This is a genomic window from Gordonia amarae NBRC 15530 (genome assembly GCF_000241345.1).
GTDB classification, from domain to species: domain Bacteria; phylum Actinomycetota; class Actinomycetes; order Mycobacteriales; family Mycobacteriaceae; genus Gordonia; species Gordonia amarae.
The window spans coordinates 38,440-62,928 of the sequence record NZ_BAED01000006.1; the positions used below are offsets into that span (position 1 = coordinate 38,440).

Here is a 24,489-nt window from a genome sequence, read left to right on the forward strand (position 1 = left end):
GCACCTCAACCGGCAATGGGCTCAACCGGCGAAGGGTTCAGTCAAGGCAAGTTGCGGGATGGCGGCGGCGACGTCGGCGGGGCGTTCCCAGTGGAGCATGTGGCCGGCGTCGGGGAAGTCGATGCGGTCGACGTTCGGTGCGGCGGCGGCGATGACGTCGGCGATCAGGCGCATGTCCTCGACATCGCGGCCGCCGCTGAACAGGACGGTCGGTGTTGTCAGGGCGTGTAGGCGTTCGGCGTCGGGGAGTTCGCGGCGCTGGTCGTCGCCGAGCCACTGGCGGCCGGGATAGCGGTTCAATGCTTCCCGCAGATCACCGGCGCCAGGGGTCTCGCGGACGGCGTCGAACATGGGGTGCGACCACCACAGGTCACGGGCGGCGTCGAGGTCGCCGGCTTGTACGAGTACGGCGACGTCTTTCCAGCGGGTGCGCCAGTCGCGGGACCAGCGCCAGCCGGTCAGTGCCGGACTGATCAGCACCAGTCCCGACACCCGGTCCGGATGGTTCAGGGCGGTGTTGGCGACGATCGCGCCGCCCATCGACACTCCGACGAGCACGGCGCGGTCGATGCGTTGGGCGTCGAGGACGGCGATCAGATCATCGGAGTGGGAGAACTCCACGCCGTCGGTCGCTGCCGACTCGCCGAAACCGCGCAGGTCGTAGCGCAATAGCGGGAATCGGTCGGGGAGCGCGTGGACCAGGACATCCCAGTCGTACCGGTCACCGGCCATGCCGTGCACCAACACGACAGTCGGGGCGTCGGAGGCGGTGCCCTTGAGCTGTGCGCCGTCGACGTCGACGATGAAATCCCGCATGCTGTGAGCCTATGCCTTCCCGGCCCCGGACCTCAGCAGGTCCCGAAGCCTCCGGCGAGCACCACGTCCGCGACATCCGCAGCCGGGTCGCCACCGGCGAAGGGACGGGACACGGCCGTGGCCTCGGCGTACAGTTCGACGACGGCGTCGATGACGGCGGGGTGGGCGCCGAGAGGACCGGCGACCAGGGCGTCGGGGCACAGGCGGTCGAGTGCGGCGTCGACGCGTTCGGTGAGCAGGCCGGCGGACAGGAAATAAGGGCTGAGCACGATGCGTTGTGCCCCAGCCGCTTTCATGCGCCGGACCGACGATCTCAACGCGTGATCGCGCGCACCGAGTTTGGTGGCGAACACGACGTCGACGGGCCGGTGCAGCAGCGTCGACAATTCGATGGCGCGGCGCCGCACATGCTGGTCGGCACCCGCATCCGAGGATCCGACGGAGCACAGCAGTACACCGTCATCAGCACCCAGGCCCGCTTCCGCCAACCGGTCGGCCAGTGCGCGGGTCAGCGAACGCGCACCGATCACCGGCGTCTGGATCACCCGCTGCCCGGTGCCGGCGTGATCGGCGATGATCGCCGGCAGGTCGATCTTGGAGTGAAATCCCTCGGCGAACAGCAGCGGGACCACCACACAATCGCCGGACCCGGCGATCACCGTACCGATCGCCGGATCGTTGAGATCCAGATACGCCAGTTCGACGTCGATACCGGGAATCGCCGCGGCGACCGCCGACCGTACCCGCCGCGCGGTGGCCGCGAACCGGGGATCACGGCTGCCGTGCGCGACGAGTACCAGTGTCGGAGATTCGAAATGCACAGCAGGTCAGACGAGTTCGGCTTCTTGCAAGTGCAGCGGCGACAGTGCGTCGCCCACCAGACCGGCGGCCAGAGTGTTGCCGCCCTGCGGGTCGATCAGCAGGAAGCTGCCGGTTTCCCGGTTCACCTGATAGTCGTCGGCGACGATCGGTTCCGCGGTCTGCACCGAAATGCGGCCGATCTGGTTGAGTTCCACGGTGTTCGGCGCGTCGACCAGCGACAGGTTCTGCTCATCGAACAGGGCGTCGAGGCCGCCGACGATCGCCTGGGTGGTGCGGGTGCCGTGCTTGAGCAGTAGCCGGGCGCCGGGGCGCAGCGGCTTCTCCGCCAGCCAGCACACCGTGGCGGTGAACTGCTGAATCGGCTCGGGCGCGTCGGTGACCGCGGCGATGACATCGCCGCGGGAGGCGTCGACGTCGTCGGCGAGCAGCAGGGTGACGCTGCGCCCGGTGTGCGCGGTGGCCAATTGACCATCGGGCGTGTCGATCTGGCTGATCGTGGTGCGGGTACCCGACGGCAGGATCACCACCTCGTCGCCCACCGACACCCGGCCGGCGGCGATCTGCCCGGCGTAGCCGCGGTAGTCGGGGTATTCGGCGGTGCGGGGACGGATCACATACTGCACCGGGAACCGCAGGCCCACCTGACGGCGGTCGGTCACGTTCGGCACCGTCTCCAGATGCTCGATGAGCGTCGGGCCGTTGTAGTACGGCGTCTTGTCGGACTTGATGGCCACATTGTCACCGTGCAGCGCCGACACCGGGATCTCGATGATCTGGTCGTCGGCCCAGCCGAGCGAGCGGGTCAGTTCACCGAACTCCTGCGAGATCCGCGCGAAAACCTCGGCGGGATTGTCCACCAGGTCGATCTTGTTGACCGCCAGAACCAGTTGCGGCACACCGAGAAGCGCCATCACCGCGGCATGGCGGCGGGTCTGCGCCACGACGCCGTTGCGGGCGTCCACCAGCAGGATCACCAGCTGTGCGGTGGATGCGCCGGACACGGTGTTGCGGGTGTACTGCACATGCCCGGGGGTGTCGGCGAGGACGAACGAGCGTGCGGGAGTGGCGAAGTAGCGGTAGGCCACGTCGATGGTGATGCCCTGCTCGCGCTCGGCGCGCAGACCGTCGACCAGCAGTGACAGGTCCGGGCCGTCGAGGCCGCGGTCGACGGACGCACGGGTCACGGCGTCGATCTGGTCGGCCAGAACGGATTTGGTGTCGTACAGCAACCGGCCGACGAGGGTGGACTTGCCGTCGTCAACGCTGCCCGCCGTGGCGATCCGCAGCAGATCGGGGACGTGTTTCATCAGAAGTATCCTTCGCGTTTGCGGTCTTCCATGGCGGCCTCGGAGACGCGGTCGTCGCCGCGGGTGGCACCGCGTTCGGTGAGTCGGGACGCCGCGACCTCATCGAGGACGGCCTCGTTGGTGTCGGCGTCGGAAAGGATCGCGCCGGTGGTGGAGCCGTCGCCGACGGTGCGGTAGCGCACCTTGCGGACCTCGACGGTCTCACCCTCGCGGGGGCCGCCCCACGAACCGGACGTCATCCACATGCCGTCGCGTTCGAACACCTCACGTTCGTGGGCGTAGTACAGCGGGGCGAGCAGCACCTGCTCGCGGGCGATGTACCGCCAGATGTCGAGCTCGGTCCAGTTGCTCAGCGGGAACACGCGCACATGCTCGCCCGGCGCGTGCCGGCCGTTGTACAGGTTCCACAGCTCGGGACGCTGACGCTTGGGATCCCACTGGCCGAAGGCGTTGCGCAGCGAGAAGATCCGCTCCTTGGCGCGCGAACGCTCCTCGTCGCGGCGACCGCCGCCGAACACCGCGTCGAACCGGTTCTCGGTGATCGCGTCGAGCAGCGGGATGGTCTGCAGCGGATTGCGGATGCCGTCGGGACGCTCGGTGAGCCGGCCGTCGGCCAGGTACTCCTCGACCGAGGCCACATGCAGGCGCAGGTTGTGCCGTTCGACGATCTCGTCACGGAACGCGATGATCTCGGGCAGGTTGTGGCCGGTGTCCACGTGCAGCAGCGCGAACGGCAGCGGCGCGGGCCAGAAGGCCTTGAGCGCCAGGTGCAGCAGAACGGTGGAGTCCTTGCCTCCGGAGAAGAGGATCACCGGGCGCTCGAATTCGCCTGCCACCTCACGGAAGATGTGAATGGCCTCGGATTCGAGTGCGTCCAGGGTGGTGAACTCGTCGTTCTCTACGTCGTCGATGAACACGTCGGCGCCTGCCCTGTTGGTATCGATGGTGGTCATGCGTGCAGCCCACATTCTGTCTTGGCGCGGCCGGCCCACCGGCCGCTGCGCTTGTCGGATCCGGGTTCGGGCTTGGCCGTGCAGGGGGCGCAGCCGATCGACGGATAACCCTCGTCGACAAGGGGATTGACGAGGACACCGTGGGTGTCGATGTAGTCCTGCATGACCTCGTCGGACCAGGGGGCGATCGGGTTGATCTTCACCAGCCCGAAGCCCTCGTCGAAGGTGATCAGCGGGGCGTTGGCGCGGGTAGGTGCCTCGACCCGGCGGATGCCGGTCACCCAGGCGTCGTACCGCGCCAGATTCGCCTTGAGCGGCACCACCTTCCGCAGCCGGCAGCATTCGGCGGGGTCACGGGAGAACAGGTTGCGGCCCAGCAGCTCGTCCTGCTCGGCGACGGTGTGCTCGGGATGGATGTTGACCATCTCCACGCCGTACACCTGCTCCACCGCGTCACGGGTGCCGATGGTCTCGGCGAAGTGATAGCCGGTGTCCAGGAACAGGATCTTGAGCTTGTGGCCGTCGAGCAGGCCGGCGTCGACATGCTTGGCGGCCAGATCGACCAGCACGGCGTCCTGCATGTTGGAGGCCACCACGAAGTTGTCGCCGAAAGTCTTCGCCGTCCAGGCGAACAGTTCCTCGGGGGTGGCGTCGGGGCCGAGTTCGGCGGCGCCCTGCTCGGCGAGCGCGCGCAGCTCATCCTCGCTGTGCCGCCGTCCGGTCCGGGTGATGGTTCCGGTGGTCATCGCAGTGCCTCCTCGTCCGCGCGAACGGCCCACTGCGCGAACCGTTCACCTTCTTCACGCTGCTCGATGAAATTGCGCACGACCCGGTCGACGTAGTCGCCCATCTCGGCCGAGGTCACCTTGTGCTGGCGCAGCTTGCGACCGAAACCGGAGTCCAGTCCGAGGCTTCCGCCCAGGTGCACCTGGAAACCCTCGGTCTGCCCGCCGTTGTCGTCCTCGACCAGCTGGCCCTTGAAACCGATGTCGGCGATCTGCGAGCGAGCGCACGAGTTGGGGCAGCCGTTGATGTTGACGGTGATCGGCACGTCGAGCTTGTCGTTGATGTCGGCCAGGCGCTGCTCCAGCTCGGGCACGAGATCCTGTGAGCGCTTGCGGGTTTCGACGAACGACAGCTTGCAGAACTCGATGCCGCTGCACGCCATGAGGTTCCGGCGCCAGTTGGACGGGCGGCCGGACAGGCCATGAGTGGCGAGCTCGTCGACCAGCTCGTCGACTTTGTCGTCGGGCACGTCGAGCACGATCAGCTTCTGGTACGGGGTGAACCGGATCCGGTCCGAACCCACCCGCTCGGCGGCGTCGGCGATGGCGGTGAGCTTGGTGCCCGACACGCGGCCGGCGATGGCGGCGAAACCGACGGCGTTGAGACCGTTCTTGAGCTTCTGCACGCCGACGTGATCACGCGGGGCCTTGAGCGGCTCGGGTGCGGGACCGTCGATCAGCTTGCGGCCGAGGTACTCGTCCTCGAGGACCTGGCGGAACTTCTCGATGCCCCAGTCCTTGATGAGGAACTTCAGCCGCGCCTTGGAGCGCAGGCGCCGGTAGCCGTAGTCGCGGAAGATCGAGACCACCGCCTCCCACACGTCCGGCACCTCGTCGAGCGGGATCCACGCGCCGACCCGCTGGGCCAGCATCGGGTTGGTCGAGAGGCCGCCGCCGACCCACAGGTCCAGGCCCGGGCCATGCTCGGGGTGGACCACGCCGATGAACGCGACGTCGTTGATCTCATGGGCCACGTCCTGCAGGCCGGAGATGGCGGTCTTGAACTTGCGGGGCAGGTTCGACAGGTTCTTGTCGCCGATGTAGCGGCGCACGATCTCATCGATCGCCGGGGTGGGGTCGAGGACCTCGTCGACGGCCTCACCGGCCAGCGGTGACCCCAGGACCACGCGAGGGCAGTCGCCGCAGGCCTGCGTGGTCTTGAGTCCGACGGCCTCGATGCGTTCCCAGATGGTGGGGACGTCCTCGATGCGGATCCAGTGGTACTGGACATTCTCGCGGTCGGACAGGTCGGCGGTATCGCGGGCGAACTCGGTGGAGAGCTGACCGAGGGTGCGCAGCTGCTCGGCCGACAGCGCGCCGCCGTCGCAGCGGATCCGCATCATGAAGTGGCTGTCTTCGAGCAGATCGATGTTCTCGTCGCCGGTGAACGTGCCGTCGTAGCCCTCGCGGCGCTGGGTGTACAGGCCCCACCAGCGCATCCGGCCGCGCAGGTCCTGCTTGTCGATCGAGTCGAAACCGTTCTTGGCGTAGATGTTCTCGATGCGGGCGCGCACGTTGAGCGGGTGATCGTCCTTCTTGACCTGCTCGTTGGGGTTGAGCGGCTCGCGGTAGCCGAGCTTCCACTGGCCCTCGGCGCGGCGCTTGACCGGGCGGGGCTTGCGGGCGGGCGCGTCACCGTCGGCGGCGGCGCGCGGGGCGCGGGGCGTCCGGGTGCGAGGTGCGGCCTCGCCGTCGGCGGCAGGGGTGCGGGGGGTGCGCTGACGGACCGGGGTGTCACCGTTGGCGGCGGTACGCGGGGCGCGGGGCCGGGTACGTGGCCTGGTCCCGGCAGCGGCGGTATCGGACGCCGAACCGGCGTCCGCGGGGGTGCCGTCGGCGGGCTCGGGGCTGTCCGAAGCCGTGAGGGCATCCGTGGTCGACGTCATGAATTCTCCTGTCGGCGCGCAGCGCCGTATCAAGTCACGATCAAATGGGCTGAGATCACGTGGCGGCATCCCGCGAGCGGGGGACAGTTCGGGGCCGATAACCTGTCGTGGTGAATCACGAGGCGCTGCGCCTGGCAGCGTGCGGAGTCCGCGACAGTCACACGTCGTCTAAGGACGACAGGATGCGCTGGCTACGCGCTTGAGATCAATGTGGCGACGCATGGTCAGCCACACCCCGGGGGAAGTCACGCCCTCCATGGTGCCACGCGAGGCCCCGCTGCGTCTACTTGGGCTTATTTTTCCTCACGATGATGCAAAAGGCAGATCGGGGCGGGCGAGGCGCGGGATTGGGGATAGTCGCAGGACTCGGCGCATGATGGGCGGGTGAGTTCTGCCATCGACAAGGCCACCGTCGACAAGGCCACCGTCGACAAGATCACGGTACCCGTGGTGCCCGAGGTCGCCGCGGCGTGCGGGTCGGCCGATGCGTCGACGGGTTTCGGGCTCTATCTCCACGTCCCGTTCTGCGCCTCGCGCTGCGGCTACTGCGATTTCAACACCTACACCGCGGGCGAGCTCGGATCGTCGGCCTCCCCGGCGTCGTGGCACGAGGCGGTGGCGTGCGAGCTCGACATCGCGGCCGCGACGCTGCGCCCGGCCCGGCCGGTGTCGACCATCTTCGTCGGCGGCGGCACCCCCTCGCTGCTCGGGGCGTCCGGGCTGGCCCGGTTGCTCGGCGACGTCCGGAACTCCTTCGAGCTGGCCCCCGGCGCGGAGGTCACCACCGAGTCCAATCCGGAGTCGACGTCGCCGGAGTTCTTCGCCGGCCTGCGCGAGGCCGGCTACACGCGGATCTCGCTCGGTATGCAGTCCGCCGCTCAGCATGTGCTGGCCGTCCTGGACCGCACACACACGCCCGGCCGGGCTGTCGCCGCCGCCCGCGAGGCGCGCGCCGCCGGTTTCGGCCACGTCAACCTCGACCTCATCTACGGCACCCCCGGCGAATCCGACGACGACCTGCGTGCGAGCCTGGACGCGGTCTTGTCCGCCCGAGTCGACCACGTCTCCGCCTACGCGCTCATCGTCGAAGACGGGACCGCGCTGGCGCGCAGGGTGCGTCGCGGCGAACTGCCGGCCCCCGACGACGACGTGCTCGCCGGTCGCTATCAGCTCATCGACTCCCGGTTGGCCGCTGCCGGGCTGCGCTGGTACGAGGTGTCGAACTGGGCGTCGGCTCCGGAGTCGGTGTGCCGGCACAACATCGCCTACTGGGACAGCGCCGACTGGTGGGGGATCGGGCCGGGCGCCCACTCGCATGTGAACGGGGTGCGCTGGTGGAACCACAAGCATCCCTCGCGCTATGCGAGCACGCTCGCCGACGGCGTCCTGCCCGTCGCCGACAGTGAGACGCTCACCGCCGATGACCGGCACACCGAGCGGGTGATGCTGAAGATCCGTTGCAGCACAGGACTTCCTATCAATGAGTTGACGGACGTCGAGCACTCGCGAGCACAGGATTTCGTGCGCGAGGGCCTGCTGGAGGCCGCACCCGGCCGGCTCGTGCTCACCGACCGCGGACGACTGCTCGCCGACGGCATTGTCCGCGACATCCTCACCGCGTAACCGGGTCCACCGAATGGTCGTTGCGACACGCCCCGGTGAGGTGTTTCACAGCCGCTATTGAACTTGAAGGTGGATTCAACTACGGTTGCGTCATGCAGGTTGACGGCAAAGTAGCTGTGATCACAGGAGCAGGTGGCGGAATCGGGGCGGGTCTGGCCAGGGCGCTGGTGGCAGGCGGCGCCAAAGTGGTCCTCACCGATATCGACAAGGATGCGGTCGCCGGGGTCGCGGCGAGTCTGCCGTCGGATACCGTGGCCTTCGCCTCCGGCGACGCGGGCTCGGACGACCACATCGAGGAGGTGGTCACGCTCGCCGAGAGCACCTTCGGGCCGGTCGACTACTACTTCGCCAACGCGGGCATCGGGGGCGGCCCCGGACTGCAGGCCACCGACGAGCAGTGGGACGCCGCGCTCAACGTCAACATCCTGGCGCATGTGCGCGCCGCCCGCCGCCTCGTACCGGGGTGGGTCGAACGCGGCGGTGGCTACTTTGTCAGCACCGCGTCGGCGGCGGGTCTGCTCACCCAGCTCGGGTCCGCCACCTACTCGGTCACCAAGCACGCCGCCGTCGGCTTCGCCGAATGGCTCAGCGCCACCTACGGCACGCGCGGAGTCAAGGTGAGCTGCCTGTGCCCGATGGGTGTCGACACCAACCTGCTGCGGCCCAAGGAGCAGGCGCCCGCTGGTTCCGACGAGGCGCTGATGCAGCGCGCGGTCACCAGCGCCGGCCGGGTGCTCACCACCGACGAGGTGGCCACCGCGGTCCTCGACGCGATCGCTGACGAACGCTTCCTGATCCTGCCGCACGCGGAGGTGCTGGATATGTACCGGCACAAGGGATCCGACTATGACCGCTGGTTGCGCGGCATGCAGCGCTACCAGAACACACTGATGGACAACTGAACACCACTTGAGGAGATCGGGAGACGACGTGAACACACTTTTCGAACCGTCCGAACGGGCCGAGGATTACCGGCAGCGGCTGCTCGCATTCATGGACGAGAACATCTACCCCAATGAGTCCGTCTATGAGGAGCAGATGCGTGAGCTGGCCGCGCAGGGCAGCCCGCACGCCACCCCGCAGATCCTGCTCGACCTCAAGAAGAAGGCCAAGGCCGCGGAACTGTGGAATATGTTCCACCCCCACGCCGAATGGGGTCCCGGCCTGACCAACCTCGAGTACGCGCACCTGGCCGAGATCACCGGCCGCGTGCCGTGGTCGCCGGAGGTGTTCAACTGCAACGCCCCCGATACCGGCAACATGGAGGTCTTCACCCTCTTCGGCACCGACGAGCACAAGGAGAAGTACCTCAAGCCGCTGCTCGACGGTGAGATCGCCTCGGCCTTCGCGATGACCGAGCCGGCCGTCGCCAGCTCGGACGCCACCAACGTCGAGCTGCGGATGGAACGCGACGGCGACGAGTACGTGCTCAACGGCCGTAAGTGGTTCGCCTCCAACGCGGTTCGCCCGGACTGCAAGGTGCTCATCGTGATGGGCAAGACCGACCCGACTGCGCCCACCCACCGCCAGCAGTCGATGATGGTGGTGCCCACCGACGCCCCCGGTCTGACGATCCTGCGCAACCTCAACGTCTTCGGCTACGTCGACCGCGAAAGTCACGGCGAGCTGATCTTCGACAACGTGCGCGTGCCGCTGACGGACGTGCTCAAGGGCGAGGGCGAAGGTTTCGCGATCGCGCAGGCACGGCTCGGACCGGGCCGCATCCATCACTGCATGCGCGCCATCGGCATGGCCGAACGCGCGCTAGACCTGATGTGCGCGCGCGCCGTCTCGCGGACCACCTTCGGTGCCCCGCTCGCCGACCGCGCCAACATCCAGGACTGGATCGCCGAGGCGCGCATCGATATCGAGATGGTGCGGCTGCTGACCCTCAAGGCCGCCCACATGATGGACACCGTGGGCAACAAGCAGGCCGCCACCGAGATCGCCGCGATCAAGGTCGCAGCCCCGAATGTGGCCCTCAAGATCGTCGACCGGGCCATCCAGGTGTTCGGCGGCATGGGCGTGACCGACGACGTGCCGCTGGCCGCGTTCTACGCGCACCTGCGCACCCTGCGGCTGGCCGACGGACCCGACGAGGTGCACAAGCGCGCCATCGCGCGGCGCGAACTGCGTCCGTACGTCAAGGCGCAGGCCGAAACGGTGCCGGGTGTGTCCGACGACGTCTTGTCGGCGCGCTACTGAGCAGGCACCGTAGGGGACACAGGTGGGAAGTGATCATGATGGGGAGACGCGGTGAGCGATAGTTCGGCAGGATTGGCCACGATTCCGGAACTGGATCCGGCGGAGTTCGGGAAATGGTCGCGCGGCAACGCGATCGACATTCCCGACGATGTGACGGTGACCCGGGTGGGTATCGGGCAATCCAACCTCACCTATCTGCTCGCCGCGGGGGACTCACGGTGGGTGCTGCGGCGCCCGCCCGTGGGCAACCTCCTCGCGTCGGCACACGACGTGGTGCGCGAGGCGAGGATCCTGTCGGCGCTCGCGGATACGCCGGTGCCCGTGCCCCACGTCCACGGGGTGTGCACCGACACTGCGGTGAGTCCCGCCCCGCTGGTGGTGATGGAATACGTCGAGGCCACCGTCCTGGACGGTCTGCCGGTGGCCGAGGCGCTGAGTGTGGAGCAGCGGCGTTCCATCGGCAAGTCGATGGTCGACACCTTGGCCAAGATCCACGAGGTGGACCTCGACGCCGTCGGGCTGTCCGACCTGGCCAGCCACAAGCCGTACGCGGAGCGTCAGATCAAACGGTGGAGTTCGCAATGGGAGAAGTCCAAGACGCGTGACATCCCGGCCGTCGATGACCTGACGCGGCGGTTCCTGGCGAACGCACCGGCGCAGACCGAGGTGCGCCTCGTGCACGGTGACTTCCACATCCGCAACATCATGGTCGACCCGGCCGCCGCGCGGGTGAAGGCGGTGCTCGACTGGGAACTGTCGACGCTCGGTGACCCGCTCGCCGATATCGGCAGCACCCTGGCCTACTGGCCCTCGCGGGGTGGGCCGCAGCTCAGCGCGGCGCCGGTCGAACTGCTCGACGGCTTCCCCGACCACGCGACGCTGGCCGCCGACTACGTCGAACGCACCGGCCGCGACCCGAAGGCGCTCAAGTACTGGCAGGCGCTCGGGCTGTGGAAGGTGGCGATCATCGCCCAGGGCATCCTCAAGCGGGTGCAGGACAACGCGTCGAACCGGGCCGCCGGCGGCGTGCCCACCAACACCGTCGTCGACTCGATGCTTGAAGCAGCACTCGATGTTGCCGACGCTGCCGGAATCTGAGCGTTTCTCATAACGGGCGGGGACTGAGATGATGTCCGATATGACAACGCAGAGCGCGCCGGAACCGACGCGGCCTTTGCCGTCGCTGGCAGGGCAGTCGGTGGACAAGCCCAAACAGCCCGTGACCGCGCGCGGCGAGCGAACCAGGAATGCCCTGGTCGCCGCCGCGCGCCGCGTTTTCGAGCGGGACGGGTTCCAGGAATCGCGGCTCACCGACATCACTGCCGAGGCCAACTGTTCCACCGGAACGTTCTACACGTACTTCCAGAGCAAGGAAGAGATCCTCGACGCCGTGTTCAGCGAGGCGCACGAGGACATGTTGCACCCCGGCTATCCGCACCTCGATGACGACGCCGACCCGATCGCGGTGCTGGAGGCGTCCAACCGCGCGTACTTCGAGGCGTACCGCCGCAACGCCAGGCTGCGGCTTGTCCTGGAACAGGTCACCGCCAACAGCCCGGAGTTCCGCAAGCAGCGCCTGATGCGCGGCAGTGCGTTCTCCGAGCGCAATGCCCGTCAGATAGCCCGCCTGCAGGAGCGTGGTCTCGCCGATCCCGACATCGATGCCAAGTCGGCGGCCGAGGCGTTGTCGGGCATGGTCTCGCGGATGGCCTATCAGGCGTTCGCGCTCGGTTCGGGAGCCGACATCGATCAGTTGGTGGCCACGGCGACGCGACTGTGGGCCAACGCCATCGGTATGCGCCGGCCGGATGGGGCCGGCTGACGGGTCTCGTGCTGGTTGCGTCAGGCGGCGAATGGTCGCCGGACCCTTCGAGACCCTCGCTCCTTCGTCGTTTCGGTCTCAGGGATCAAGCTGTCTTGATCCCTGAGACCGGAGGTCAGGTGGCGGAGGTGAGGGCGTCGATGTCGATGGCGCGCTTGAGGATCTTGCCTGTCGAACCCTTGGGGAGGGCGTCGACGAACACGATGATGCGCGGGACCTTGTAGGCGCTGAGCCGTTCCTTACACCAGGCGCGCAAGGTATCCCTGTCACCGGTGGCGCCGGGGCGCAGGGCGACGGCTGCGGCGATCTCCTCACCGTAGTGATCGTCGGGCACACCGATGACCGCGACCTCGACGATGTCGGGGTGGGTGTACAGGACCTCCTCGACCTCCTTGGGGTACACGTTGTACCCGCCGCGGATGATCAGGTCCTTCTTGCGGTCGACGATCCGGATATTGCCGTCGGGGTCGGTGGATCCGAGGTCTCCGGTGGCGAGCCAGCCGTCCTGGAGCGTCGACGCGGTGGCGTCGGGCCGGTTCCAGTAGCCCTTCATCACCGACGGCCCGAGGATGAACACCTCACCGACGGCCTCGGCGGGCAGCACGTTGCCGTCGGGGTCGCGGATCTCGACGGTGTAGCCGGGCAGCGGTTTGCCGATGGTGCCGACCTTGGGGCCCTCGTTCAGGTCGCTGAACGTGGTGGCTCCGGCGGTCTCGGTGAGCCCGTACCCTTCGAGGATCGTGCACCCGAACCGCTCGGAGAACTCACGCAGCACCTCACCCGGCAGGGACGCGCCACCCGAACAGGCCAGGCGCAGATCCGCGAAATCGCTCGCCTGCCGGTCACCGGCGGCCTGCAGCATCGCGTTCCACATGGTGGGCACACCGCACGCGATGGTGATGTGCTCGTCGCGCAAGCGGTCCATGAACACGTCGGGGGCGAACGGGGACAGCAGCGACAGGGTGCCCTTCCAGGTGAGCGCGTTGTGCATCACCACGGCCTGACCGAAGCAGTGGAACAGCGGCAGCGCGGTGGCCCACCGCTCACCCGCCTCGAGCGCCAGCGCCGAGTGGAACGAGGTCGGCACCGAGTTCAGGTTGCTGACGGTCAGCGCGGCGCCCTTGGGTTTGCCGGTGGTGCCGGAGGTGTAGAGGATGACCGCCTCGTCGTCCTCGTCCCGCTCGACGTAGCCCGCGGCCACCGCGTCGGCGGCGGGCGTGTCGGGATCGTTCTCGAACGCGCCGACCTCGACGAACGGCAGCTCACGGGCCCGCGCGACATGCTCAGCCGCCTCGGCGCTCGCGTGCCACGCGACGATCGTCGTCAGTCCCGAATCGTCGACGACGTAGTCGATCTCGGGCACCGTCGACATCACGTTCATGGTGATGACGGTGGCTCCCACGGTGTGCAGCGCGTAATAGGTGACCACGAACTCGGGCACGGAGGGGGCGATGAACAGGACCCGGTCGCCGGGCTTGACGCCCAGCGCCGAGAACTCGCGGGCGCGGCAGGCGATCCGGTCGCGGAGACCGGAGTAGCTGAGCGTGCGCTCACCGTCGCGGACGGCGACCAGGTCGGGGCTTTCTTCGGCGTTACGCCACAGTGCGGCAACAGGATTGGCCACGATGACTCCTTGGTGTGTAGCTGTGTGTGGGGAGCGTACGGCTCACTCGAAGTAGCGGCGGGGAACGTCGACGAGCATCGTGGTGATCTGCTCGTCGGTGACGCCGCGTTCGGTCAGCGCCGGCAGCACGTCCTCGCTGATGTGCCGGAAGTTCCACTTGGGCACGGTCTGGGCCTTGGCCTCGGGGTCGAACCAGTCGATGAAGCAGGACGCGTCGTGCGCGAGGGCCATGCGGTCGGCGTAGCCGCGCTTGGCGAGTTCGACGATGGTGTTGATGCGGTCCTCGAACGGCAGCAGCACGTCGAGGCCGAAGCGGTCCATGCCCAGGATGGAACCGGCGTCGGCCACCTTCATCAGGTAGTCGAGGTCGGTGGAGTCGCCGGAGTGTCCGATGACGACCTTGGTGAGGTCGGCACCCTCCTCGGCGAGGATCTTCTGGGCGACCAGTCCGGACTGGGTGTGCGGATTGGTGTGCACGGTGATCGGGGCGCCGGTCTGCGCGCTGGTCTGGCCGACGGCGCGCATCACCCGTTCCACGCCCGGGGTCAGGCCCTGCTCCTCGATGGCGCACTTGAGGAAGGCCGCGCGCACGCCGGTGTCGGCGATGCCCTCGGTGAGGTCGCGGGTGAACAGGGTGACCAGCGGCTCGGGAATGTCGAACAGCAGTCCGGGGCCGCTGTAGTGGAACTGGAACGGGATCTCGTTGTAGGTGTACAGGCCGGTGGCGACGACGATGTTGAGGTCGGTCTGCGCGGCGATCTGCTGGATGCGCGGGATGTAGCGGCCGAGGCCGATGACGGTGGGATCGAAGATCGTGTCGATACCCAGGCCCTTGAGCTCGTTGAGGTCACGGACCGCGTCGGCGATCTTCTGCTCCTCGTCCCAGTCGTACTGGTAGTTCTGCCGGTATTCCTCGCCGAGGACGAAGATGTGCTCGTGGACAAAGGTCTTGCCCATGTCGGCGGAGTCGATGGAACCGGTGACGGTCTGAACTGTGCTCATTTGTGGAGAACCCTCTATCTGGTCGGCGACAGTGCCCCGAAGGTGGGTGCTACGGATGATGATCCGGGCGAGTGACATAAGTCACCCACTAGACTGGAATGTTAGTTGAGGCTGATTTCAAGTTCAAGGGTGGCGGACCGTCACCCAGCGGAGCAGATGAGGAGAACGGATGTCGCGGGTACTGGTGGCCAACCGGGGTGAGATCGCGCTGCGCATCATCGCCACCGCAACCGAACTGGGGATGGACACCGTCGCCGTCTACGCGGCCGACGATGCGGGGTTGCCGCACGTCACCGCCGCGACAACGGCTGTGGCGCTGGAGAGTTCGGGTCCGTCCGCCTATCTCGACCGGGCCGCGCTGGTTGCCGCCGCCCGGGCCCACGGCGCGGATCTGGTGCACCCGGGATATGGATTCCTCAGCGAGGACGCCGATTTCGCCGTGGCCTGTGCCGACGCTGGCCTGACGTTCGTCGGGCCCGATCCGCGGGTGCTGCGCACCTTCGGCGACAAGGTGAGTGCCCGCGCCGCGGCTGTCGACGCGGGGGTTCCGGTGCTGGCCGCCACCGCGTCCGGCATCGACGAGGCCGCCGCGACCGCGTTTCTGGTGGCCCACCCCGCGGGCATCATGATCAAGGCCGTCGCCGGTGGGGGTGGCCGCGGCATGCGGCCGGTCACCGCCGCCGGCGAGGTGTCCGCGGCGTTCGGGATGTGCGCGGCCGAGGCTCGGGCGTCGTTCGGCAACGGCGACCTGTTCGCCGAGGAACTGCTGCCCGAGGCACGTCACATCGAGGTGCAGGTGGTGGCGGCACCCGGGGCCGACGGCGAGACGGTGACCGTGGCGATCGGCGACCGGGACTGCAGCGTGCAGCGCCGGCGGCAGAAGCTCATCGAGGTCGCCCCCGCGCAGTGGCTCGCCGACGAACTGCGGGCCGCGCTGCACCGGGCGGCGGCCGACCTGTGTGCCCGCAACGGGTACCGGGGTCTGGCGACCGTCGAGTTCCTGGTTGCCGGTGACAGGTTCGTCTTCCTGGAGGTCAACCCGCGGATCCAGGTGGAGCACACCGTCACCGAGGAGGTGGCCGGGGTGGACCTGGTGGAGGCGGGCCTGCGGATCGCGCTCGGTGCGGGAATAGCGGAACTATCCTTGCCGCAAGGAGTTTCGGCGCGACCGGGATCGGTGTCGGGGACACCCGCCGCAGCCCGGGGCATCGCCGTGCAGGCCAGGGTCAACACCGAGACGATGTCCGCCGACGGTGAGGTGCTCGGATCGTCGGGAACGCTCACCGGCTTCTGCCCGCCGACCGGCCCGGGCATCCGGGTCGACACCTTCGGTCGGCCGGGACTGGCGATCGGGGCGCGTTACGACTCGCTGCTGGCCAAGGTGATCGTGCACACCCGGGGAGCGGACTTCGGCGCGTGCTGCCGCAAGGCCGCCGGTGCCCTCACCGACTTCACGATCTCCGGGGTGGAGACGAATATCGCTGCGCTGCAGTCGGTCCTGGTCGACGGCGAGTTCACCTCCGGCCCGGTGACGACGGCATACCTGCAGCGGCGGATCGGGGACATCGCGGCGGCTGCGCCGGCGTCGCGACCCGAACCCGTCGTCGACGCCGCGACCGGTGACACAGTGGTACGGGCGCACCTGACCGGCGTCGTGGTCGAAGCCCCCGTCGGCGGGACGACGGTGCCCGCGGGTGATCCGGTGGCCGTGCTCGAGGCGATGAAGATGCAGCATGTGGTCATGGCGGAGCAGCCGGTGACGATCATCGAGTCGCTGGTGGCGGCCGGTGCGACCGTGCGGGCGGGGGATCCGCTCGCCGTCGCCCACGTGGCCGATGCGGCTGGGCAGGATTCGGCCGTCGCCGCCCTCGACCTCGACCACATCCGGCCCGATCTCGCCGAGACACTCGACCGCCGCCACAAGACCACCGACGCGGCCCGCCCCGAGGCGGTGGCGAAACGGCACGCGGCCGGGCGCCGCACCGCGCGGGAGAACATCGACGATCTGATCGACGAGGGCAGCTTCGTCGAATACGGGGCGCTGGCGCTGGCCGCCCAGCGCAGCAGGCGGTCGGAGGAGGATCTGATCGCCAACACCCCCGGCGACGGATTCGTCGCGGGCGTCGCCACAGTGGGTGCCGATGTGCACGGCACGGACGCGGCCACCACGGCGGTGATGTCGTACGACTACACCGTGCTCGCGGGCACCCAGGGCATGCGCAACCACGCCAAGACCGACCGGTTGCTCGAGGTGGCGCGGCGCAAACGGATCCCGCTCGTCCTGTTCGCCGAAGGAGGCGGCGGGCGCCCCGGCGACACCGACGCCAACGGTGCATTCGGGCTGGACCTCAACACCTTTCGCGCGATCGCCGGGCTGCGGGGCGTGGTGCCGACCGTCGCGGTGGTCTCCGGCCGCTGCTTCGCCGGGAACGCCGCGCTCGCCGGCGCCTGCGACGTCCTGATCGCCACCCCCGACGCGAACATCGGGATGGGCGGTCCGGCGATGATCGAGGGCGGCGGCCTCGGCCGGCACCGGCCCGAGGAGATCGGCCCGATCGGCATCCAGGTGCGGGGTGGGGTGGTGCACGTCGTCGCCGAAGACGAGGCCGAGGCGGTGGACGTGGCCCGCAGATACCTGTCCTACTTCCAGGGGCCGGTGGCCGACTGGACCGCCCCGGACCCGAGGCACGCCCGTCATGTGGTGCCGGAGAACCGGCTGCGCGCCTACGACGTCCGCGCCGTCATCGACGCGATCGCCGACACCGGCTCGGTGCTCGAACTGCGGCGCGACTACGGCGTCGGTGTGGTGACCGCGCTGATCCGTGTCGAGGGGGTGGCCTACGGCGTCGTCGCCAATTCGAGCCTGCATCTGGGCGGCGCCATCGATGCCGAGGCCTCCGACAAGGCCGCCGACTTCCTGCAGCTGTGTGAAGGTCACCGGATCCCTCTGGTGATGCTTTGTGACACACCGGGATTCATGGTCGGTCCGGATTCGGAGACCGAGGCGACGGTGCGCCGCTTCGGCAACATGTTCGTCGCCGGGGCCCGATTGACCGTGCCGTTCGGCATGATCATCCTGCGCAAGGCCTACGGGCTCGGGGCGATGGCGATGGGCGGCGGTTCGTTCCACGCCCCCGAGTTCACCGTCGCCTGGCCGACCGGCGAAGTGGGGCCGATGGGCCTGGAAGGGGCGGTGCGGCTCGGTTTCCGCAAGGAACTCGAGGCGGCGGATCCGGCCGAACGAGACGCGCTGTTCGCGAACCTGGTGGCGCTGGCCTACGAGCGGGGCAAGGCGCTGTACGCGGCAACCACCTACGAGATCGATGACGTGATCGACCCCGCTGCCTCCCGGGACTGGATTCGGCTGCTCGCCCGCCGCGGCGAGCGGTGACCACCGGCCGCGGCGGCCCGGCGGTCACCAGTTGGGTGTCTGCCAGCCGCGGCGGATGCGGCGCTTGTCGGACGCGGGCAGTTGCTCTGCGCGCGATTGCGCCGGGGCGGCGCGTGGGGGACGGACCACCGGACCGGTGTCGGCCTCGCGCATCTGCTCCTCGACCGGGCCATTGGTCGGGTCGAAGGCGTCGAGGTCGAGCATCCGGGCGTGGATCACGTTCCGGTTCCGCAGCGCCGACCGCACCGCACGGTGCAGCCCGTCCTCCAGATACAGCTCGCCCTGCCATTTCACGACGTGCGCGAACAGGTCCCCGTAGAACGTCGAATCCTCGCTGAGCAGCCGGTCCAGTGCGAGCACCGTCGTCGTGGTGGACAGTTCGTCGAGCCGGAACTGACGCGGCGGGATGCTGGCCCAGGTCCGCCCCGACACGTCGTGGTCGGGATACGGCTTACCGTCCCGAACCCGTTTGAAGATCATTGCGCCCTGTGCTCCTTCCTCGTCTCGGTCACGGTTGCCCGGTCACTGGGGAGTGTACGTAACCGGCGGTGCTGGTGCCGTTTCGTAAGATGGAGGTCTGGCTGCGCTCCGGCCGGGTGCGGCCGGAGCGGTTCGGCGAGGCAGGGCGAGGAGGTTGGTGCGGTGTCGGTAACCGATGATCGGCGGTTCGAGATCCTGCGTGCGATCGTCACCGACTATGTCTCCACCCAGGAGCCGGTCGGGTCGAAGAACCTGGTGGACCGCCACAAGCTCGGCGTGTCCAGCGCCACGGTCCGCAACGACATGGCCGTCCTTGAGGCCGAGGGGTACATCGCGCAACCGCACACCAGCTCCGGTCGCGTCCCCACCGACAAGGGCTACCGGCTGTTCGTCGACCGCATCAGCGAGGTCAAACCGCTCTCCCCGGCCGAGCGCCGCGCCATCCTGTCGGTGCTCGACTCGGGCGTCGACCTCGACGACGTGCTGCGCCGGTCGGTGAAGCTGCTCGCCCAGCTCACCCGGCAGGTCGCGATCATCCAGTACCCGGTGCTGTCGGCGGCGACGGTCCGCCACCTCGAGGTGGTCTCCCTCTCACCGTCGCGGTTGCTGTTGGTGGTCATCACCGACAACGGGCGGGTCGAGCAGCGCATGGTGACCCTCTCCTGCGACATCGACGAACAGGACAGCTCCCGGCTGCGCGACATGTTCTCCACGGCACTGCACGGTCAGCGCCTGGAGGCGGCGTCGGCGGCCGTGGCCGAACTGGCCAACCAGGCGCCCGACGATATCCGCCAGCACGTGGTCCGGGTGGCCACCGTGCTGGTGGAGACGCTCGTCGAACGCGGTGACGACAGGCTCATCCTCGGCGGCACGTCCAACCTGGCGAGGTCGGCCTCGGATTTCACCCCACTGCTCGGCGGCATGGACTCGGTCCTGGAAGCCCTCGAGGAGCAGGTGGTGGTGCTCAAGCTGCTCGCCCACACCCAGCAGGTGGGCGGGGTCACCGTGCAGATCGGTGAGGAGACGCAGACGGAGAACCTGCGGGGCACCGCCGTCGTGTCCACCGGGTACGGTGCATCGGGAACCGTGTTCGGCGGAGTGGGTGTGCTCGGCCCCACACGGATGGACTATCCAGGAACAATCGCATCGGTGGCAGCCGTTGCGAAATACGTGGGCGAGGTACTCGCCGAGCGGTGACCCGGCCGGGGCGCGGAGACATCCGGGCCCTTCCGCATGCCGGGCACCGAGACAACTGTGTAAGAACTGAGGGCGAAGACAACCGTGGCACGTGACTACTACGGAATCCTGGGGGTTTCTCCGGACGCAGGCGATCAGGAGATCAAACGCGCCTATCGCAAGAAGGCACGCGAACTGCATCCCGACGTCAATCCGGGCCAGGAGGAGCAGTTCAAAGAGGTCAGCACCGCCTACGAGGTGCTGAGCGATCCGGAGAAGCGGCGCATCGTCGACGCCGGCGGTGACCCACTGGCCGGTCCGGGCGCTGGCGGCTTCGGGGGCGGCTTCGCCGGTGGTGGCCTCGGCGACGTGTTCGAGGCGTTCTTCGGCGGCGGCGGAGGCGGGTTCGGCGGCAGCCGCGGCCCCAAGAGCCGGGTCCGTCCCGGTGAGCGCGCGTTCGTCAGCGTGCAACTCGACCTCGCCGAATGCGCCACCGGCGCGCAGAAGGAGATCTCCGTCGACACGGCGATCCTGTGCGACCAGTGCAAGGGCGCCGGAACTGCCGGTGACTCCAAGCCGGTGACCTGCGGCATCTGTCACGGCGCCGGTGAGATCCAGGCCGTGCAGCGTTCCTTCCTCGGCCAGGTGATGACTGTGCGCGAATGCCCCACTTGTCACGGTGTCGGTGAGGTGATCTCCGATCCATGCGGCAAGTGCGGCGGCGACGGGCGCGTCAGGTCCCGGCGCACCATGACCGTCAAGATCCCGGCGGGTGTCGAGGCCGGCATGCAGGTGCGCCTCAGCGGCCAGGGCGAGGTCGGGCCCGGCGGTGGTCCCGCGGGTGACCTGTACGTCGAGATCGCCGAGAAACGTCACGACGTGTTCGTGCGCGACAAGGACGACCTGCACTGCACCGTCACCGTCCCGATCGCCGACGCCGCTCTCGGCGGTGAGGTCACGGTCGAGTCGATCCTCGGTGATCCGGTGAAGATCACCATCCCGCAGGGAACCCAGCCCGGGCACGTGGTCAAGGTGCGCGGCCAGGGCATGCCGCACCTGAATACCGGTGTCCGGGGCACCCTGCACGCCCACCTGGACGTGGTGGTGCCCACCAGGCTCGATGCGGCCCAGGCCGACGCGCTGCGGGCGTTCCAGGACCTGAGCGGTGTCGAACCGGCCGTCGTCGACGCGTCGGTCGCGACCGCGCCCGGCGGTTTCTTCTCGCGCCTGCGCAACGCGTTCGCGGCCCGCTGACCCGATGGGCGCCCCACTGTTCTGGGTGGACTCGGTGCCGTCCGCCGGTGCCGAGGTACTGCTGAGCGGGCCGGAGGGCAGGCACGCGGTCACCGTCGCGCGGGTGCGCGTCGGCGAGACGATCCGGGTCGGGGATGGCCGCGGATCCGTGGGCGACTGCGAGGTCGTCGATGTCGCCGGCAAGGACAAACTGCGCGCCGTGGTCCGTACCTTCACCTACGCCGACCGGCCGCGGCCGACGGTGACGGTGGTGCAGGCGCTACCCAAGGCCGAACGTTCGGAGCTGGCCGTCGATCTGGCCACCCAGGCAGGCGCCGACCGTATCGTGCCGTGGCAGGCCGCCCGGTGCGTCTCGCGCTGGACCGGCAAGTCCGACAAGGGGATCCGCAAGTGGGAGCAGGCCGCCGAGGCGGCCGCCAAGCAGGCCCGGCGGGCCTGGGTCCCGGAGATCACCGACCTGGCGGGCACCACCGACGTGCGGTCCCGGTGCGCGGCCGTGATGGCCGCGGGCGGGGTCGTCGCAGTGCTGCACGAGGAGGCCACCACCGGATTCGCATCGCTGCCGCTGGCCTCGGCCAAGGAGATCGTGCTGGTCGTCGGCCCCGAGGGCGGGATCGATGAGACCGAGCTGGCGGATCTGACGGCGCTCGGGGCCATTGCCGTCCTGCTGGGCCCAGAGGTGCTGCGGACCGCCACCGCGGCGGCCGTCGCGCTGGGCGCGATCGGGGTCATGACACCCAGGTGGCCCAGATGAGAGAGGAACGCCGATGAGCGCGGACCGGACACCCGTCACCCGGGTGAAGGTCGTCTACGGCGACGCCCCGTCGCAGTTCGGGCACCTCTACCACGCCGCCGACGCGGGCGACGGGACGCGGCGCCTCCGGCCGATCGTGCTGATCCACGGCGGCTACTGGTCCGATGAGTTCTCGCTGACCATCCAGTCGGCCATCGCCCGGCAGTACGCCGAGCTGGGCGCGCTCGTGTGGAGCATCGAGTACCGGCGGGTCGGTGAACCGGGCGGCGGCTGGCCGGGCACCGGGCGCGACGTGCTCGCCGCGATCAAAGCGCTCGACGACCTCGTCCTGGCCGCGCTCGACGCGCGGGTCGCCCTGCGGGTCGACTGGTCGCAGGTCGCCGTCGTGGGGCATTCGGCGGGCGGTCAGCTCGCGGTCTGGTCGACGGCTCAGCTCGGCGCGCGGACCCGTAACTGCACCATCAGCACGGTGGTCGCCCAGTCCGCGGCGCTGAACCTGGAGGCCGCGGCCCGGGGCGGCAGCGAGTCGGTCCAGGCCCTGATCGGCAGGCCGTACGAGGATGCGCCGCACCTGTACCGCGAGGCGTCGCCGTCGGCGCAGGAACCGTTCGGCGCGCACGTGGTGGCCATCCACACCGCCGACGACGAGGCGATCCCGCTCATCGTCAGCCGGCGCTACGTCGAGCTGATGACCGAGCGCGGGCAGTCCGCCGAACTGGTGGTGGTTCCCGGTGAGGGACACAGCGCGTTCTGTGATCCGCGCAGCCGCGCGAACAGGGAAACCGCACGTGTGCTCGGTATCTGAGCACGCCGCTATTGAGCGCCGATATTGAGTCCGGGTTGTGCGTTGACGGGGGTTAGACTGGCCTTCGTCAGTGCCGCACAGCAACAGATTCTTCGCAGCAGATTCTCAAGGAGTGATTCAGTACGTGAGTGACGACAACCCCGATTCGTCCGGACACACCGACCGGCCGTCTGCGGTCACGTCGACCACCGAAATAGCTCCTGACGTAGTTTTCGCTCTGCTCGGCACCAACGACGCGAACCTGCGCGCACTCGAGAAGCTGCTGCCCGCCGACGTCCATGTCCGCGGCAACCTGGTCACGCTCAGTGGTGCCCCCGCGGATGTGGCCGGCTCCGAGCGGGTGCTGACCGAACTGCTCGACCTGGTGCGGCGCGGCACCCCGCTGACCCCGGATCTCGTCCGCAGCAGCGTGTCGATGCTGTCGCAGAACACCGGTGACTCGCCGGCCGAGGTGCTCTCGCTCGACATCCTGTCGCGGCGCGGCAAGACGATCCGGCCCAAGACGCTCAACCAGAAGCACTACGTCGACGCCATCGACAAGCACACCATCGTGTTCGGGCTCGGCCCCGCCGGCACCGGCAAGACCTATCTGGCGATGGCCAAGGCGGTGCAGGCGCTGCAGTCCAAGGCCGTCACTCGCATCATCCTGACCCGGCCCGCCGTCGAGGCCGGGGAGCGGCTCGGCTTCCTGCCCGGCACCCTCAGCGAGAAGATCGACCCGTACCTGCGGCCGCTGTACGACGCGCTACACGACATGATGGACCCGGAGAACATTCCCAAGCTCATGGAGGCAGGGGTCATCGAGGTGGCACCGTTGGCGTTCATGCGCGGGCGCACGCTCAACGACTCGTTCATCATCCTCGACGAGGCGCAGAACACCACCGGCGAGCAGATGAAGATGTTCTTGACCCGGCTGGGTTTCGGCTCCAAGATCGTGGTCACCGGCGATATCAGCCAGGTTGACCTGCCCGGTGCCTCACAGAGCGGACTGGCCGCGGCCACTCGCATCCTCGACGGCATCGACGACATCCATTTCTCCCAGCTCACCAGCGCCGACGTGGTCCGGCACCGGCTCGTCGCCGACATCGTCGACGCCTACGGCCGGGCCGAGTCGCAGCTGTCGGGCAATCGTGCGGCGCGACGCGCCTCAAATCAGGGACGGCGCCCATGACCATCGAATTCGCCAACGAGTCGGGCGTCGAGGTGCCCGACCAGCTGATCCTGGACGCGGCCCGGTTCGCCATCGCAGCCCTTGACGTGAACTCGGCGGCCGAGTTGTCGGTGCTGTGCGTCGACCTGGACACGATGGCCGACATGCACGTGCAGTGGATGGACCTGCCCGGGCCCACCGACGTGATGAGCTTTCCGATGGACGAGCTGGTGCCGGGCAGCAGACCCGACAGCTCCGAACCGGGACCGGCGCTGCTCGGCGATATCGTGCTGTGCCCGGAGTTCGCGGCCCGGCAGGCCAAGGAGGCCCGGCACTCGTTCGAGCACGAGCTGTCGGTACTGACCGTGCACGGCGTGCTGCACCTGCTCGGCTACGACCACGCCGAACCCGACGAGGAACGCGAGATGTTCGGGCTGCAGGCCAAGATCATCGACGAGTTCTACGCCGAACGGCACCGGGTGGCACAACGCGCACGGCAGTCCGCCAAGGACGACCGGCTGCTGAACAACATCGGCTTCACCTCGGGCGCCGACGGCGCCCCCGCCGGCCAGTCCACAGAAGAGGACCGGCGGTGAGCGCGCCCGGCGACTTATGGCTGGTCGTCGCGGCGGTG

General features: G+C 68.7%; 22 protein-coding genes. 12 read left to right on the forward strand and 10 right to left on the reverse strand.

Annotated features, from left to right (window positions below; all coding sequences use genetic code 11):
• Nucleotides 1–21: 21 nt before the first annotated feature.
• From GOAMR_RS01945 to GOAMR_RS25850, 7 genes are all read right to left on the reverse strand, one after another.
• Nucleotides 22–816, reverse strand: coding sequence for an alpha/beta fold hydrolase (locus GOAMR_RS01945; protein WP_005182080.1), 795 nt, complete (start codon nt 814–816; stop codon nt 22–24).
• Nucleotides 817–848: 32 nt separating this feature from the next.
• Complete coding sequence (locus GOAMR_RS01950; protein WP_005182081.1) at nt 849–1,637, reverse strand: sirohydrochlorin chelatase; 789 nt, start codon at nt 1,635–1,637, stop codon at nt 849–851.
• Nucleotides 1,638–1,643: 6 nt separating this feature from the next.
• Nucleotides 1,644–2,945: a sulfate adenylyltransferase subunit 1 gene (locus tag GOAMR_RS01955; RefSeq protein WP_005182084.1), complete on the reverse strand. Its 1,302-nt coding sequence runs from the start codon at nt 2,943–2,945 to the stop codon at nt 1,644–1,646.
• Nucleotides 2,945–3,913, reverse strand: a complete 969-nt coding sequence (cysD, locus tag GOAMR_RS01960; protein ID WP_005182092.1) for a sulfate adenylyltransferase subunit CysD — start codon at nt 3,911–3,913, stop codon at nt 2,945–2,947. The genes GOAMR_RS01955 and cysD overlap by 1 nt, the downstream gene beginning before the upstream one ends.
• On the reverse strand, nt 3,895–4,644 hold the full coding sequence (locus tag GOAMR_RS01965; RefSeq protein ID WP_005182095.1) for a phosphoadenylyl-sulfate reductase: 750 nt from the start codon (nt 4,642–4,644) through the stop codon (nt 3,895–3,897). The genes cysD and GOAMR_RS01965 overlap by 19 nt, the downstream gene beginning before the upstream one ends.
• Nucleotides 4,641–6,569 (reverse strand): nitrite/sulfite reductase, encoded by a 1,929-nt coding sequence (locus GOAMR_RS01970; RefSeq protein ID WP_005182098.1) that lies wholly within the window; start codon nt 6,567–6,569, stop codon nt 4,641–4,643. Before GOAMR_RS01970 ends, GOAMR_RS01965 begins: the two co-directional genes overlap by 4 nt.
• 168 nt (nt 6,570–6,737) lie before the next feature.
• Nucleotides 6,738–6,827, reverse strand: coding sequence for a putative leader peptide (locus tag GOAMR_RS25850; RefSeq protein WP_366852097.1), 90 nt, complete (start codon nt 6,825–6,827; stop codon nt 6,738–6,740).
• Nucleotides 6,828–7,004: 177 nt separating this feature from the next.
• On the opposite strand from GOAMR_RS25850, the gene hemW reads away from it, so the two are divergent.
• The 5 genes from hemW to GOAMR_RS01995 all read left to right on the forward strand — a co-directional run bounded on the left by hemW (nt 7,005) and on the right by GOAMR_RS01995 (nt 12,219).
• Nucleotides 7,005–8,192, forward strand: coding sequence for a radical SAM family heme chaperone HemW (gene hemW / locus GOAMR_RS01975; protein WP_040514110.1), 1,188 nt, complete (start codon nt 7,005–7,007; stop codon nt 8,190–8,192).
• Nucleotides 8,193–8,284: 92 nt separating this feature from the next.
• Nucleotides 8,285–9,094: an SDR family oxidoreductase gene (locus tag GOAMR_RS01980; RefSeq protein ID WP_005182103.1), complete on the forward strand. Its 810-nt coding sequence runs from the start codon at nt 8,285–8,287 to the stop codon at nt 9,092–9,094.
• A 28-nt stretch (nt 9,095–9,122) separates the two neighbouring features.
• A complete protein-coding gene (locus GOAMR_RS01985) occupies nt 9,123–10,397 on the forward strand; it encodes an acyl-CoA dehydrogenase family protein (RefSeq protein WP_005182106.1) in 1,275 nt (424 codons plus the stop codon).
• A gap of 51 nt (nt 10,398–10,448) precedes the next feature.
• Entirely contained in the window at nt 10,449–11,495 is a 1,047-nt protein-coding gene (locus GOAMR_RS01990; RefSeq protein WP_040514087.1) for a phosphotransferase family protein, read from the forward strand.
• 40 nt (nt 11,496–11,535) lie between these two features.
• On the forward strand, nt 11,536–12,219 hold the full coding sequence (locus GOAMR_RS01995) for a TetR/AcrR family transcriptional regulator (protein ID WP_040514111.1): 684 nt from the start codon (nt 11,536–11,538) through the stop codon (nt 12,217–12,219).
• A gap of 115 nt (nt 12,220–12,334) precedes the next feature.
• Here the strand turns inward: GOAMR_RS01995 and GOAMR_RS02000 are convergent, their stop codons facing one another.
• On the reverse strand, nt 12,335–13,843 hold the full coding sequence (locus tag GOAMR_RS02000) for a class I adenylate-forming enzyme family protein (protein ID WP_005182114.1): 1,509 nt from the start codon (nt 13,841–13,843) through the stop codon (nt 12,335–12,337).
• A 42-nt stretch (nt 13,844–13,885) separates the two neighbouring features.
• Nucleotides 13,886–14,845, reverse strand: coding sequence for a phosphotriesterase family protein (locus tag GOAMR_RS02005; protein WP_005182116.1), 960 nt, complete (start codon nt 14,843–14,845; stop codon nt 13,886–13,888).
• A gap of 169 nt (nt 14,846–15,014) precedes the next feature.
• On the opposite strand from GOAMR_RS02005, the gene GOAMR_RS02010 reads away from it, so the two are divergent.
• Nucleotides 15,015–18,236, forward strand: coding sequence for an acetyl-CoA carboxylase family protein (locus GOAMR_RS02010; RefSeq protein WP_005182119.1), 3,222 nt, complete (start codon nt 15,015–15,017; stop codon nt 18,234–18,236).
• 24 nt (nt 18,237–18,260) lie between these two features.
• Here the strand turns inward: GOAMR_RS02010 and GOAMR_RS02015 are convergent, their stop codons facing one another.
• Nucleotides 18,261–18,716, reverse strand: a complete 456-nt coding sequence (locus GOAMR_RS02015) for a type II toxin-antitoxin system VapB family antitoxin (protein ID WP_005182121.1) — start codon at nt 18,714–18,716, stop codon at nt 18,261–18,263.
• 162 nt (nt 18,717–18,878) lie between these two features.
• Between GOAMR_RS02015 and hrcA the strand changes: the two genes are divergently transcribed.
• The 6 genes from hrcA to ybeY all read left to right on the forward strand — a co-directional run bounded on the left by hrcA (nt 18,879) and on the right by ybeY (nt 24,451).
• Nucleotides 18,879–19,913 (forward strand): heat-inducible transcriptional repressor HrcA, encoded by a 1,035-nt coding sequence (hrcA, locus tag GOAMR_RS02020; RefSeq protein WP_005182124.1) that lies wholly within the window; start codon nt 18,879–18,881, stop codon nt 19,911–19,913.
• 84 nt (nt 19,914–19,997) lie between these two features.
• Nucleotides 19,998–21,146: a molecular chaperone DnaJ gene (dnaJ, locus tag GOAMR_RS02025; RefSeq protein WP_005182126.1), complete on the forward strand. Its 1,149-nt coding sequence runs from the start codon at nt 19,998–20,000 to the stop codon at nt 21,144–21,146.
• Nucleotides 21,147–21,150: 4 nt separating this feature from the next.
• Nucleotides 21,151–21,900: a 16S rRNA (uracil(1498)-N(3))-methyltransferase gene (locus GOAMR_RS02030; protein ID WP_005182136.1), complete on the forward strand. Its 750-nt coding sequence runs from the start codon at nt 21,151–21,153 to the stop codon at nt 21,898–21,900.
• A 13-nt stretch (nt 21,901–21,913) separates the two neighbouring features.
• Entirely contained in the window at nt 21,914–22,705 is a 792-nt protein-coding gene (locus GOAMR_RS02035; protein ID WP_005182138.1) for an alpha/beta hydrolase family protein, read from the forward strand.
• Nucleotides 22,706–22,829: 124 nt separating this feature from the next.
• Nucleotides 22,830–23,876 (forward strand): PhoH family protein, encoded by a 1,047-nt coding sequence (locus tag GOAMR_RS02040; protein WP_005182139.1) that lies wholly within the window; start codon nt 22,830–22,832, stop codon nt 23,874–23,876.
• Nucleotides 23,873–24,451 carry an rRNA maturation RNase YbeY gene (gene ybeY, locus GOAMR_RS02045; RefSeq protein ID WP_005182140.1) on the forward strand — a complete coding sequence of 193 codons (579 nt, stop codon included), beginning with the start codon at nt 23,873–23,875 and terminating at the stop codon, nt 24,449–24,451. The genes GOAMR_RS02040 and ybeY overlap by 4 nt, the downstream gene beginning before the upstream one ends.
• Nucleotides 24,452–24,489 lie beyond the last annotated feature (38 nt).